The sequence below is a fragment of the Brevibacterium siliguriense genome (assembly GCF_900105315.1).
GTDB classification, from domain to species: Bacteria; Actinomycetota; Actinomycetes; order Actinomycetales; family Brevibacteriaceae; genus Brevibacterium; species Brevibacterium siliguriense.
In genome coordinates this window covers 1,618,438-1,631,566 of the sequence record NZ_LT629766.1, presented here as the reverse complement: position 1 = coordinate 1,631,566, position 13,129 = coordinate 1,618,438, and the positions used below count along the sequence as shown (strand labels likewise).

Annotated in this window: 12 protein-coding genes; 4 read left to right on the top strand and 8 right to left on the bottom strand. The window is 65.8% G+C overall.

Annotation, left to right across the window (positions count from 1 at the left end):
• From BLU88_RS07105 to BLU88_RS07090, 4 genes are read right to left on the bottom strand one after another with little or no spacing between them, the layout of a single operon-like run.
• The gene (locus tag BLU88_RS07105; RefSeq protein ID WP_092011776.1) at window positions 1–1,515 is read right to left on the bottom strand and encodes a mannitol dehydrogenase family protein; all 1,515 of its coding nucleotides are present in this window, start codon (window positions 1,513–1,515) and stop codon (window positions 1–3) included.
• Window positions 1,512–2,465 carry a carbohydrate ABC transporter permease gene (locus BLU88_RS07100; protein ID WP_092011773.1) on the bottom strand — a complete coding sequence of 318 codons (954 nt, stop codon included), beginning with the start codon at window positions 2,463–2,465 and terminating at the stop codon, window positions 1,512–1,514. The genes BLU88_RS07105 and BLU88_RS07100 overlap by 4 nt, the downstream gene beginning before the upstream one ends.
• Window positions 2,462–3,403, bottom strand: a complete 942-nt coding sequence (locus BLU88_RS07095; protein ID WP_231939662.1) for a carbohydrate ABC transporter permease — start codon at window positions 3,401–3,403, stop codon at window positions 2,462–2,464. The genes BLU88_RS07100 and BLU88_RS07095 overlap by 4 nt, the downstream gene beginning before the upstream one ends.
• A 27-nt stretch (window positions 3,404–3,430) precedes the next feature.
• Window positions 3,431–4,789 carry an ABC transporter substrate-binding protein gene (locus BLU88_RS07090; RefSeq protein WP_092011770.1) on the bottom strand — a complete coding sequence of 453 codons (1,359 nt, stop codon included), beginning with the start codon at window positions 4,787–4,789 and terminating at the stop codon, window positions 3,431–3,433.
• Between the two features lie 130 nt (window positions 4,790–4,919).
• On the opposite strand from BLU88_RS07090, the gene BLU88_RS07085 reads away from it, so the two are divergent.
• The 4 genes from BLU88_RS07085 to BLU88_RS07070 all read left to right on the top strand — a co-directional run bounded on the left by BLU88_RS07085 (window position 4,920) and on the right by BLU88_RS07070 (window position 9,894).
• Entirely contained in the window at window positions 4,920–5,933 is a 1,014-nt protein-coding gene (locus BLU88_RS07085) for a sugar-binding domain-containing protein (RefSeq protein WP_157689018.1), read from the top strand.
• Window positions 5,930–7,564 (top strand): xylulokinase, encoded by a 1,635-nt coding sequence (locus tag BLU88_RS07080; RefSeq protein ID WP_092011767.1) that lies wholly within the window; start codon window positions 5,930–5,932, stop codon window positions 7,562–7,564. The genes BLU88_RS07085 and BLU88_RS07080 overlap by 4 nt, the downstream gene beginning before the upstream one ends.
• A 6-nt stretch (window positions 7,565–7,570) precedes the next feature.
• Window positions 7,571–8,668 carry an ABC transporter ATP-binding protein gene (locus BLU88_RS07075; protein WP_092011764.1) on the top strand — a complete coding sequence of 366 codons (1,098 nt, stop codon included), beginning with the start codon at window positions 7,571–7,573 and terminating at the stop codon, window positions 8,666–8,668.
• A gap of 98 nt (window positions 8,669–8,766) precedes the next feature.
• Window positions 8,767–9,894, top strand: coding sequence for a glutamate--cysteine ligase (locus tag BLU88_RS07070; RefSeq protein ID WP_092011760.1), 1,128 nt, complete (start codon window positions 8,767–8,769; stop codon window positions 9,892–9,894).
• Between the two features lie 87 nt (window positions 9,895–9,981).
• Here BLU88_RS07070 and BLU88_RS07065 read toward each other — a convergent pair whose 3' ends face one another.
• Genes BLU88_RS07065 through BLU88_RS07050 form a run of 4 tightly spaced genes read right to left on the bottom strand, consistent with a single transcriptional unit; the run spans window position 9,982 to window position 13,112 of the window.
• Window positions 9,982–10,536 (bottom strand): NUDIX domain-containing protein, encoded by a 555-nt coding sequence (locus tag BLU88_RS07065; RefSeq protein ID WP_092011757.1) that lies wholly within the window; start codon window positions 10,534–10,536, stop codon window positions 9,982–9,984.
• Entirely contained in the window at window positions 10,523–11,602 is a 1,080-nt protein-coding gene (gene tsaD, locus BLU88_RS07060) for a tRNA (adenosine(37)-N6)-threonylcarbamoyltransferase complex transferase subunit TsaD (RefSeq protein ID WP_092011754.1), read from the bottom strand. Before tsaD ends, BLU88_RS07065 begins: the two co-directional genes overlap by 14 nt.
• The gene (locus BLU88_RS07055; RefSeq protein WP_092011752.1) at window positions 11,599–12,168 is read right to left on the bottom strand and encodes an SRPBCC family protein; all 570 of its coding nucleotides are present in this window, start codon (window positions 12,166–12,168) and stop codon (window positions 11,599–11,601) included. The genes tsaD and BLU88_RS07055 overlap by 4 nt, the downstream gene beginning before the upstream one ends.
• Window positions 12,165–13,112, bottom strand: a complete 948-nt coding sequence (locus tag BLU88_RS07050; RefSeq protein ID WP_167356878.1) for an aldo/keto reductase — start codon at window positions 13,110–13,112, stop codon at window positions 12,165–12,167. Before BLU88_RS07050 ends, BLU88_RS07055 begins: the two co-directional genes overlap by 4 nt.
• Between the last annotated feature and the right edge of the window lie 17 nt (window positions 13,113–13,129).

The window sequence follows — 13,129 nt, the reverse complement described above, 5'->3', positions numbered from 1 at the left end:
TCACAGCTCTTCGTGAGCGGCCAGACGGCGGGCGGTCTCCTTGGCTCCCCGGTCGTGCAGCGATGTCAGTGCTTTCAAGTACGGTTCGCTGAACTTCGGCTCTTCAGCGAGCGGTCCGAAGAACTGTTCCTGCCGGACGAAGGCCAGCGGGTCCTCTCCCTGTGTCGCGGCCACTGCCTGCAGCTCGTCGGCATAGCGGTCGACGATGGTGAACCTTCCGCCGGTTTCGTCGTGCCCTTCGGCATAGCGGGCCCACGAGGCACAGATCGCCGCGGCCACCTCGATCGGATGGCCGGAGGCGAGGTTGTCCTTGACGACCGGCAGCAGCCATTTGGGGATCCGGTCGGAGGATTCGGCACCGAGGCGGGCGAGAGTATCGCGGACCTCCGGGTTGCTGAACCGTTCGATGAGCGAATCCTTGTAGGCGTCGAGGTCGATCCCGGGCAACGGCGCCAGGCTCGGAGTGCCCTCTTCGTCCATGTATCGGCGCAGATAGGCGGGGATGTCCGGGTTCGCCATGGCTTCGTGGGCGAACCTGTATCCGCCGAGGAGGCCGAAGTACGCGAGCCCCTGATGTCCGGAGTTGAGCAGCCGCAGCTTCATATGCTCATAGGGCTGCACATCGTCGACGACCTGCACCCGTGCCTCTTCATAGGGCGGACGTCCGGAGGTGAAATCGTCTTCGAGCACCCATTGGAAGAAGGGTTCGGCGACGACCGGCCAAGCATCGGTGACTCCCGTGTCGGCAAGGAGATCAACCCGGTCGCCATCAGTCGTGGCCGGGGTGATGCGGTCGACCATCGAGTTCGGGAACGCCACAGTCTGGCCGATCCAGTCGGCGAGTTCGGCATCGACGAGGCGAGCGAAGGCAGAGAACATCCTCTTCGCGACGTCGCCGTTCTCGGAGATGTTGTCGCACGACTGCACGGTGAACGGTGCGACTCCGGCCTCACGCCGTGCCCCCAGTGCGGAGACGATAAAGCCGAAGACGGTGGCCGGCAGCTCGCCGGCCCGCAGCGCCTCGACATCGGCGACGATCGTCGGCTCGTCCGTGATGAACTCGCCGGTGACGGGGTTGACGTTGTATCCGCCTTCGGTGACGGTCAGCGAAACGATGCGGATCGTCTCATCGGTGAGCAGGTCGAGCAGCCCCTGTGGGTCATCGGGTCCGAACTTGTAGTCGATGATCGATCCGATCACCCGACGTTCCTTGGCCCCATCAGCGTGCTTGAGCGTCAGCGTGTACATGTGGTCCTGGTCGGCCAGGGCGTCGCGCATGGCCGCGTCGTGGGGCAGCACTCCGGCTCCGACGATCCCCCAATCGGCGGCCAGGCCCGCCTCCATGAGGTCATCGAGAACCATCGCCATATGGGCGCGGTGGAATCCGCCGACGCCGAAGTGGACGATGCCCGGCCGAACGGCCGACCGATCATAGGTGGGGACGGCGATTCCGTGGTCGGCCACCTCGGCGAGGTTGTGGGTGTTGAGGGTGAGTGCGGTGGTCGGTGCAGTCATTTGACGGCTCCCATGGACAGGCCCTGGACGAGTTTGTCCTGGGCGGCGATTCCGGCCACGAGCACGGGCACGGAGATGATGAGCGAGGCTGCGCACACCTGCGACAGGAACAGACCCTGGGAGGTGACGAAGCTGGTGAGGAACACGGGTGCCGTCGATGCCGCCGTGGAGGTGAGCACGGTGGCGAAGAGGAGTTCGTTCCACGAGAAGATGAAGCAGATGAGCGCCGTCGCGGCCAGTCCGGGTGCAGTCAGCGGCAGCAGGATCTGGAGGAATACGCGCGGCAGTCGGGCGCCGTCGAGTTCGGCAGCTTCGAGGACTTCGACGGGCACCTCGGCGAGGAAGGAGCGCATCATCCACACCGCGATCGGCATGTTCATCGCCGAGTAGATGATGATGAGCAGCAGCCAGGTGTCGAGGATGCCGAAGGATTTCGCGACGAGGTAGACGGGCAGGAGACCGGCGACCATCGGCAGCATCTTCGTCGACAGCAGGAAGAACAGCACGTCCGACCAGCGTTCGATGCGGCGGATCGCCAGAGAATATGCGGCCATCGTGGACAAGACAAGGACGATGAGCGTCGAGACGATTGCGGCGACCGCGGAGTTGATGAGGAACGGCCACGGATTCGCGCCGTTGCCGCCGCCGAAGAAGTTGGCGTAGGACTCCAGAGTCAGCGGAGCGAAGTAGCTGGGCGGATTCGTCGAGGCGTCGGTCTCCGCGTGCAGGCTGGTCAGCAGCATCCACAGCAGGGGTGAGACGAACAGGAGCCCCGCGAACCAGGCCAGCAGGCCGAGCAGGATCTTGCCCGCCCGCCCCTGGCCGGGCCGCCTCGGTGCATTCGCCTTTCGCCGAGGCGGCTCTGCGGATCCGGGTCCGCCCGGTTCGGTCGGAGTGGGGGTCACCCCGGCTGCGGGGTGGTTATCCACGGTGAGGTCGGGAGTGCTCATGAGTTCTCCTCCTTGAGCAGGGTCGATGCGGTGCGCAGGGCGAAGGTCGCGGTGATGAGTGAGGCGATGACGACGATGACGCCGACGGCGGAGGCGACTCCGTAGTCCTGGGCGACGAAGAACTCCTGATAGATGACATACGGCAGGGTGGCGGTGCCGAGCCCTCCGGACGTCATGGTGAAGACCATGTCGAAGTTCTGGACGATGTAGATCGTGCCCAGCAGTGCGGCGAGTTCGATGTATCGGCGCAAGTGGGGCAGGGTGATGAAGCGGAAGGTCTGCCAAGGCCCGGCCCCGTCGACCAGCGCCGCCTCGTAGACGTCCATGGGCCGTGACTGCAGTCCGGCGAGCATGATGAGCATCATGAACGGCGTCCACTGCCAGACGAGCACGATCCCGATGCCCAGCAGCGGGTTCGAGGTCATGAGGTCCGGCTGTGGGGCGTTCTCTCCGAACACGGTGGTCAGCAGCCCGTTGATCAGACCGTAGGACGGGTTGAAGATCGCGTGCTTGAACAGCAGCGCTGCGGCGACTGGGACGACGAGGAACGGGGTGATCATCAGAGTTCGGACGAACCCACGGCCGATGAACTTCCGGTCGAGGAGCAGGGCGATGCCCAAGCCCAGCAGGGCGGAGGCCAGCACGACGCCGACGGTGAGCCCGACGGTGACGAACACGGCCTTGAGCAGGTTCGCATCGGTGAAGACGGTGACATAGTTCTGCAGCGTCCCGAAGGCGATGTCATCGGGGTAGGCGGCATTCCAGTTCATGAACGAGATGATGATCGTGATCGCGAACGGGATCTGAGTGACGAGGATGACGAAGATCAGCGCCGGCAGCATGGGCGCGCGTTTGAGCCATCGGTCCTTGGCACGGGGTCTGGGCGGCGTGATCGGCTGCGATGCACGCTCAGCGGCTGGAGCTGACACTTCGAACATCCTTCGTCAGGTGGGTGGTGCGGGCAGTCACTTCTTGTACTTGTCTCCGACCTTCTGCGCGGCCTTCTGTCCCTTCTCCAGGGCAGCGTCGGCGGAAGAGCGTCCGGCGATGGCGGAGCTGACATCTTCGGAGATGCCCGTGGCGAGGTCGGCGAATTCGGGGATCGTCACGAACTGGACTCCCAAAGTCGGCCGCGGTTGGACTCCGGGGCTGACCGGATCGGCCGAGTTGATGGCGTCTTCGGTCTGCTGATAGAAGGGCTGGGCGGCCTTCTGGTATTCGGGGTTCTCATAGGTCGAGGTCCGCTTGCCGGCGGGCACATGCTGCCAGCCGAGTTCCTCAGCCACGGTCTCCTCATAGTCTTTCGACGAGGCCCAGGCGACGAACTGCTTCGCCGCATCCTGGTTCTTGCCTGCGGCCTGGATGCCCCATGCCCAGGTGTAGAGCCAGGAGCTCGATTCCGTCTCCTTCACCGGTGCTGCGACGTAGCCGATCTTGCCCTTGACGGGAGAGTCATCAGCTTCGAGGGTGCCGGTGGCGGCCGTCGAGTCGTACCACATGGCGACCTTGCCCTGCTGCAGGTTCGTCAGGCATTCGGTGTAGCCGGCCTGCGGAGCACCGGATTCTCCGTGGTCCCTGATGAGATCGACGTAGAAGTTCGTCGCTTCCTTGAATTCCTTCGAGTCGACCTGGGCGTTCCAGTCCTCGTCGAACCACGTGCCACCGAAGGTGTTGACCACGGTCGTCAGCGGAGCGAACATCTCACCCCAACCGGGAAGTCCGCGCAGGCAGATGCCCTTCGTGCCCTGCTCCGCGCCGTCGACCTTCGCCGCGAGCTTCGAAACTTCGTCCCAGGTGGGCTTCTCCGGCATCTCCACCCCGGCCTTCTCGAAGATGTCCGTGCGGTACATGAGGAACGAACCCTCACCGTAGAACGGCTCACCGTAGACCTTGTCGTCGACCGTCATCGATTCGGCCATGGGGGCGAGGATGTCGTCCTGGTCGAAGCCTTCAGCATCGACAACGCCTTCGTCCATGGGCGTGAGCCATTTGTTCTTCGCGTAAGTCGGGATCTCGTAGTTCGACATCGAGGCGACGTCGTAGTTGCCGGCCTGGGCGGCGAACTCCTGGCCGATCTTGGCCCGGACCTCGTTCTCGGGCAGCACGGTGTAGTTGACCTTGATGCCGGTGTCTTTGGTGAAGTGGTCGGCCGTGAGCTTCTGCAGGTCCTGCATCTGCGGGTTGTTGACCATGAGTACGTTGACCTCATCGCCGCCACCTCCGGCCGAGCTGCCGCCGGCGCCGCCGCAGCCGGACAAAGCCAGCGCTCCGACCATGCCGATGGCCGCCCATGTGACTCTCCGGCCTGTGATCAGGTGTTTCATCGTTGTGCCTTCCCTCGTCCTTGCGGGATTGCAGCCCGCCATCGGTTCGCTGCGAGAAAATCATATGAGCATCCATGCTCATATGTGCAATACTGTGTCACGAACCAATCAGATGTGCAACACTTCACATATGAGCGAATACACAGTCGTCGACGCCGAAGGGAGGACCATGTCCACGGTGCCCACCGCCCGCCACCGCCGCTTCCTCGCGCAGCTGGCACGTGATCACTATCTCGCGGGTCGCTCGAAGGTCGAGATCGGCAAGGCCAACGGACTCAGCCGGTTCCAGGTCGCCCGCCTCCTCCAGGAGGCCGTCGACACCGGAGTCGTGACCATCACCATCGAAGCCGATGCCGGTGAAGCCGACGGTCTGGCCGAGCAGGTCGCCGAAACGCTCGGCCTGGATTCGGTCATCATCGTCGACATCCCCGATGACACCCTGGCCTCCCAGCAGATGGGTCGGGCGGCGCTGTCGCTGGTCAGCCGCCACGCCCATGCGGGGATGCGCATCGGCCTGTCATGGTCGCGCACCTTGGATTCCGCAGCAGCGTTCACCCCGGCCCTGCCCCGGTGCACGATCGTCCAGCTCGCCGGGGCGCTGCGCCTGGAATCTCACCGTCCCAGCTCGGAGATCTTCACCCGGCTGGGTCAGGATCCGGCCGTGAGCATGATTCGCTTGCCCGCCCCGCTGCTCGTGACCGAGGCCGGGACCGCCGATGACCTGCGGGCACTGCCCGAGATCTCCGGGACTCTGGCCGCCGCCGATGACCTCGACCTCGCAGTGGTCTCAGTGGCCTCCTGGGCCGAAGGCCTGTCCTCGGTGTGGGAGAAGTGCTCCCCCGCCCAGCGTCAGGCGGGCATCGACGACGGTGCCATCGCCGAGGTGTCCGGCCGTCTGTTAGCCGCCGACGGAGCCGATGTCACCACGATCGACGACCGCGTCATCGCCGTCACCCTCGATCAGCTCCGCCGCGCCACGACCACCGTCGGAGTCGCCCGCGGTGCCGAACGCGCCCGCGCAGTCCGTGCCGCCTGCGCCGCCGGGATCCTCGATATCGCGATCATCGACCGGGCACTCGCCGATGAGATCCTCGCCGAGGCGCCCGGCCCCGGAGCGGCCCCAGCTGAAGAGGAGTTCCGATGAGTGCGAATCGCAGGTTCGTCGCCGGTGTCGACTCCTCGACCCAGAGCTGCAAGGTCGTCATCGCCGATCCGGGCTCCGGTGACATCATCCGCACCGGTTCGGCCCCGCACCCTCCCGGCACCGAGGTCGACCCCGAGGCGTGGTGGACCGCTCTGCAGGAGGCAATCGCGGCCGCCGGCGGACTCGACGATGTCGCGGGATTGAGCATCAGCGGTCAGCAGCACGGGCTCGTCGCCCTCGATACCGAGGGCAGGGTCATCCGCGATGCCCTGCTGTGGAACGATCTGCGCAGCAAGGCCGCGGCCAGAGACCTCATCGCCGAAGTCGGAGCCGCCGACTATGTCGCACGCACCGGGGTCCTGCCCGTCGCCTCCTTCACCGCCGCCAAGCTGCGGTGGCTCCGGGTTGCCGAATCGGACAATGCCGCCCGGGTCGCCGCCGTCGCCTTGCCGCATGACTGGCTGAGCTGGCGCTTCCTCGGATACGGACCCGCCGACGTCTCCGCTCGTGGCCCCGTGCTCGACGCACTGGTCACCGACGCATCCGATGCCAGCGGCACCGCCTACTTCGACCCTTCCGCCTCCCGCTACGATCTCGATCTCTTCCTCACCGCCTTCGATAAGCCTGCCCGTGAGGCCGTGGGTCTGCCGTGCGCCGCGGATACGGACGCAGAGGTGGAGGGGGAAGCCGCCTCGGCGATCGTCCTTCCCCGCGTCCTTAGCCCCAACGAGGCGGCCGGGCACAGCCCGGACGGAATCGTCGTGGGTCCCGGGGCCGGGGACAATGCGGCCGCGGCGCTGGGGCTCGGTGTCGCCTCGGGGGATCTCGTCATCTCGATCGGCACCTCCGGTACGGTATTCGGCACCACCGATCTGACCATCGCCGATTCGACCGGGGCGGTCGCCGGATTCGCCTCGGCCGATGGCGGGCGCCTGCCGTTGGTCGCCACGCTCAATGCGGCCCGGGTCCTCGATTCGGCCGCGAAGCTGCTGCGTGTCAGCCACGACGAACTCGCGGCCCTGGCACTGGCGTCACAGCCGGGAGCGGACGGGCTCACGCTCGTGCCGTACTTCGAAGGCGAACGCACCCCGAATCTGCCCGATGCCACGGCCCGCCTCGAGGGAATGACCCTGAGCAACTCCTCGGCGGAGAACGTCGCCCGAGCCTTCGTCGAAGGCATGCTGTGCGGTCTGGCGGACGGCCTCGACGCGGTGCAGGCGCAGGGCTTGGAGGCCGGACGGCTGCTGCTCATCGGCGGGGCGGCACGCAATCCTGCCGTCCGCGAGGTCGCCCGCGATATCTTCACCGTGCCCATCGACGTTCCCGAACAGGCCGAATACGTTGCCATCGGGGCGGCCCGGCAGGCGGCGTGGACTCTGTCGGGGACTCTGCCGGACTGGAGTGTCGAGCTCGTCGCCACTCTGCATCCGCGACCCTCGCGGGTGCGTCAGCAGTATCGGTCCTCTGCTGAGCAGACGGCTGCACAACAGACGACGAGCCTCGCCCCGACCGATCACTTTTCATCCGCACGCTCGTCGTTCCATCAGGAACCGGCCGATCGAGCATCATCGAATCAATCACTGTCCGATCACCGTGGATCTTCGGGTGCGAACGCATCCGTGAAAGGTTGAGAACTCATGGCCACAGTCACCTTCGACAAAGCACTGCGTCAGTATCCTGAAGCACTGAAGCCCTCCGTCGACGAGGTCAGCCTCGACATCGCCGATGGGGAATTCCTTGTCCTCGTCGGCCCTTCAGGCTGCGGGAAGTCGACGACCCTGCGCATGCTCGCCGGACTCGAACCCGTCGATTCCGGGCACATCCGCATCGGCGACCACGATGTCACGGACCTCTCCCCCAGGGAACGCGATATTGCGATGGTGTTCCAGAACTATGCGCTCTACCCGCATATGAGCGTGCGCGAGAACATGGCTTTTGCGCTCAAGATCGCCGGCGTTTCGACGCAGGAACGCAATCAGCGCGTCGAGGAGGCCGCCCGCCTGCTCGATCTGGAGGCATACCTCGACCGCAAGCCGAAGGCTCTCTCCGGTGGGCAGCGGCAGCGCGTGGCGATGGGGCGAGCCATCGTCCGGTCCCCGCAGGTCTTCCTCATGGACGAGCCGCTGTCGAACCTCGACGCGAAGCTGCGTGTGCAGACTCGCGCGCAGATCGCCTCGCTGACCCGCCGCCTCGGCGTCACCACCGTCTACGTCACCCACGATCAGGTGGAGGCGATGACGATGGGCGACCGGGTTGCCGTCCTCGCCGATGGACGGCTGCAGCAGGTGGACACTCCGGCCAATCTCTATGATCGTCCGGCCAACCTCTTCGTCGCGGGCTTCATGGGCTCGCCAGCGATGAACCTCGTCGACGTGCCGGTCGAGGGAACGTCGCTGCGCCTCGGCGATGTCGAACTGTCCCTGACGACGGAACAGCGTGATCAGGTCACGGGTGACACGGTCACCGTCGGCATCCGTCCGGAGGATCTGCAGGTCACCGAGGCTGAGGGTCTCGAGGTCACCGTCGATCTCGTCGAGGAGCTCGGCGCCGATGCCTATGTCCATGGTCGGGCGGCCCTTGCCTCCGGTGCGAAGACGGTCGTGGCGCGTGTCGCAGGTCGGTCGACGATCCGCCGCGGAGACACCGTGCGCGTCGTTCCCGATGTCGCGCGCCTGCACCTCTTCGACACCGATTCCGGCAGCCGATTGGCCGAGGCCGCGCGCCGGGCCGCGTGACCGGTGGGGCCGCCTCGGCGAGGGAATGCGGGGCATCACACGGCCCGAATATCGCTGCGAAGTCAGGGGAAACGAGCGCGCGCGTCTATGATCGGATCATGGTCGATTTCGCACGCTCTCCCCGCTCCACCCTCGGTGTCGAGTGGGAACTGGCTCTGCTGGATTCCCGCAGCCTGGACCTGACCCCGGCCGCCGAGACTCTGTTGGCAGATGTGGCCGAGCATGCACCCGCGTTCGAGAAGAAGATCGTCGGCGAGATGCTGACGAACACCATCGAGCTCGTCACCGATGTCCACGAGCAGGTCTTCACCGTCGCCGAGGATCTGGCCACCTCGATCGGGGCGCTGCGGAAGCTGACCGAGCACCGCGGCGTCGAGCTGATGTCGGCGGGCACCCACCCGTTCGCGCAATGGCAGTCGCAGGAAGTCCGGGCGAAGGACCGCTACCTCGAGCTCGTCGATCGCACCCAGTGGTGGGGTCGGAATATGCTCATCTTCGGTGTCCACGTACACGTCGGCATCGACTCGCGCGACAAGGTGCTGCCGATCGTCAACGCGCTCCTCGCCTATGTCCCGCATCTGCAGGCATTGAGCGCATCGTCTCCGTTCTGGGGCGGCACGGACACCGGCTACGCTTCGAACCGGGCGATGATGTTCCAGCAGCTGCCGACGGCGGGGCTGCCGTTCCAATTCGATGAGTGGGCGGACTACGAGAAGTATGTCGACGATATGCTCACCACCGGAATCATCGACACCATCAATGAGATCCGCTGGGACATCCGGCCCGCCCCGCACTGGGGCACCGTCGAGGTCCGCGTCTGCGACGGGCTGCCGACGCTCGAGGAGATCCTCGCTGTCACCGCGTTCATCCAGTGTCTCGTCGACGACATGTCGGCCCGCCTCGACGCCGGTGAGACCCTGCCGACGATGCCCGATTGGTTCCACAACGAGAACAAATGGCGTGCCGCCCGCTACGGCATGGATGCGATCATCATCGAGAACGCCGCAGCCGACGAACGTCTCGTCACCGAATGCCTCGCCGACGAGATCGAACGCCTGATGCCCGTGGCCGAGCGCCTCGGCTGCGTCGAGGAACTGCGCTCGATCACCTCGATCATCGACCGCGGGGTTCCCTACCAGCGCCTGAAACGAGTGTTGGCCCAGACGGGGTCGCTCACCGAAGTGACCCGCTCCCTCATCGGCGACCTGCGCAGCTCGTACAGCTGAACCAGCTGTACGTCGAGAATCGAGCTGAGTGTCGAATCACTGCTGGGCCGCCGGACCACTCCGGCTGGGACCGATTCCCCGCCCGGCTCACAGGTGGGGGCGCAGCAGCTCCAACAGCGTCGGCAGTGCCGAGGCGACTCCCGGATGGAGTTCGTAGTCGTCGAGCTCATCGAGTGGCACCCACGACAGTTGGATGCTCTCGGGGTCGTTGATGACGGCGTCGAAACGGCGCAGGGTCTTCGCGATCACTGTTGTGTAGCTCCAGGTATCGAGGTCGAGGACATGCGTCTCGAGGATCTTGATGCCAGACCCGTCCTGGTCCGGCACCCCGGCCTCTTCCCAGGACTCCCGGACCGCGGCGTCGACGGCCGACTCGCCCATGTCCCGGGCCCCGCCGGGGAAGCCCCAGGTTCCACCCTCGACCGACCACAGTGCCCGGTGCTGCATGAGCACACCGCGATCGGGATCGACGAGCATGAGCCCCGCAGCCCCGTTGAGACCCCAGTGCTTCTTCCCATCGGACCCGTACGTCCAGCCATCACCCGATCGCCGAGGCGGCCGACCGTCAGGCAGACGCATGGACTTCGCCGCCTGCGCGTTCCGCTCGGCGGCACTGTTCGAGCCGTTCTCAGACGAGGACATGATCGACGTCCAATGAGGAGACGGCGGCGAAGGACAGGTCGCTCGGCCCGATTCCGCGGGAGACGAGCTCCGCGCCGAGAGCTGCGACCATGGCACCGTTGTCCGTACACAGTTTCAGCGGCGGCACCCGCAGAGTCACGCCCGCCTCGGTGCAGCGAGCAGCGAGCACTTCACGCAGGTGCGTATTCGCGGCCACTCCCCCGCCGAGGACGACATGGTTGATGCCCGTGTCGGATGCCGCGAGCAGAGTCTTGGCCACGAGGACGTCGACGACGGCATCTTCGAACCCGGCAGCGATATCGGCCACCCGCAGGTCCGCGCCCAGAGTCTCCGCCTTCGTCACCTCGCGCAGGGCCGCGGTCTTCAGCCCGGAGAACGAGAAGTTATACCGGCGCTCGGGGTCACGGAGGTCCTGCTTCTTCGCGAGTCCGCGTGGGAATTTCACGGCATTCCGGTCGCCGGGAACTCCGGTGCCGTCGAGCAGGCCGAGAGCCGCCTTCGAGATGTTCGGGCCTCCAGGATAGTTGAGTCCCAGCAGCCGCGCGGTCTTGTCGAAGGCCTCACCTGCGGCATCGTCGATGGTGGCGCCGAGGAGCTCGATGTCGTCGACAACGTCGCCGATGCGCAGGATCTCAGTGTGTCCACCCGAGACGAGCAGGGCGATGGTCGGCGTCGTCAGCCCGTCGATGTCCTCGGCGACGAGGTCGACGGCCACATGCGCGGCCAGATGATTCACTCCGTAGAGTGGCCTGTTCAGGGCCGCGGCAAGCCCCTTGGCCGCACCGACCCCGACCATGAGTGCGCCGGAGAGCCCCGGACCGGCGGTGACGGCAATGGCGTCGATATCGGCCAGCTCCACCTCGGCGGTCTCACACGCCGAGGCGATGGCCGGGCCGATGGCCTGCACATGGGCGCGGGAGGCGACTTCCGGCACGACCCCGCCGAAGCGGACATGTTCGTCCATCGACGATGACACGGTGTTCGTCAGCAGCGTGCGCCCGCGGACGATGCCCACCCCGGTCTCGTCGCATGAGGATTCGATGCCGAGGACGAGAGGTTCGCTCATGATTCGGTCCCGTCAGCCGAGGCAGCGCCGTCCCCGGAATCCGCAATCTCGAGGGCAAGGTCGGAGTAGACCGCGTCGAGTTCGGATTCGGTCGCCTCGGCGATGTCGAGGCCGAGGGCCCGGGCGAACAGGCGCAGGTGGGTGTCCCACATGGGCCCGAAGTCGGCGGCCTGGGTGCGAGCAGATTCGACGTCGGGGGCGGTGTGGGTGAACACGAGCAAGGTCTCATCACCCGACTCTCCTTCGAACGGCAGCAGCCGGATCCCCAGCACTCCGAAGGTCTCGAGCTCGAGCAGCACGTGGTCGTACTCCTCGCAGCTGAGCACCTCACCGTCCAGATCGGCGTCCTCGAGTTCGAAGGTGATCGGACGGGACGCAGGTACGTCGGGTTCATCCCCCGCATCCGCCGATTCTTCGCCGAGGCGGAACGGCGCGAACCATGTCCGCGCCCTGTCCGAATCGTTCAGTGCGCTCCACACCGTTTCGACGTCACTCCCCAGGGACAGCTCTATGACGAGGTCGGTTCCGTTCTCCCAGGTGACCAGGCGGGGGCTGGTTTCGCTCATGCTTCCACCCAGGCTCCGTCGAGGGCGGTCTTCTCTTCGGGGCTCAGCTGCATCTCCGTGCCGGCGAGAAGCTCGGTGAGCTGTTCGGGCACCCGCGCCGAGGCGATGGTCGAGGGGATGAAGTCGTGGGCGAGCTGCCAGGCGATGGCCGTGGCCGTCATCGACGCCTCGTGGTCGGCGGCGACGTCGTGGAGGACCTCCAGGGCGCCGAGGGCTTTCTGGTCGTCGACGAAATCGGCCACACGGTCACCGCGCACGCTTCCGGTGGCGTCGCCGCCGGTGTGCTTGCCGGTGAGGAACCCGGAGGCCAGTGAGTGGAAGGGCAGTTCGGCCATCCCCTCAGATCGCAGGTACGCCTGCTTCTGCGGATCGACTGCGGCGCGCGAGACGAGGTTGAACCGGTCCTGGACGACCCGGTAGCAGGCCAGGGAGAACTTCGTCGAGATCTTCCGTGCCTTCTGCAGTCGTTCGAGACTGAAGTTCGATGCTCCGAGGTAGCTGACCTTGCCGGAGCGGACGAGCGCGTCGAAGGTCTCGGCGACCGCGACCTGGTCGACGTCATCATCGTCTCTATGCGCGTAGTAGACGTCGATGTGGTCGGTGCCGAGTCGGCGCAGCGAGTCGTCGACGCAGTTGCGGATGTTTGCCGGATCGAGGCCCCGACCTTTCGGGTGCATGCCGACCTTGGTGGCGATGACCATGTCATCGCGGTTACCGCGAGCCTTCATCCATTCGCCGATGATCGATTCGGACTCTCCGCCCGAGTTCCCCTCGACCCAGGCCGAGTACGCATCGGCGGTGTCGATGAAGTTTCCACCGGCCTCGGCATAGGCGTCGAGGACAGCGAAGCTCTGATCCCGATCCGCGCCCCAGCCGAAGGGGTTGCCGCCCAGCTGAAGAGGGTGAACGAAGAGATCGGTATCTGCCAATTGCACACGTGTCATACCCTCCAGACTACCCG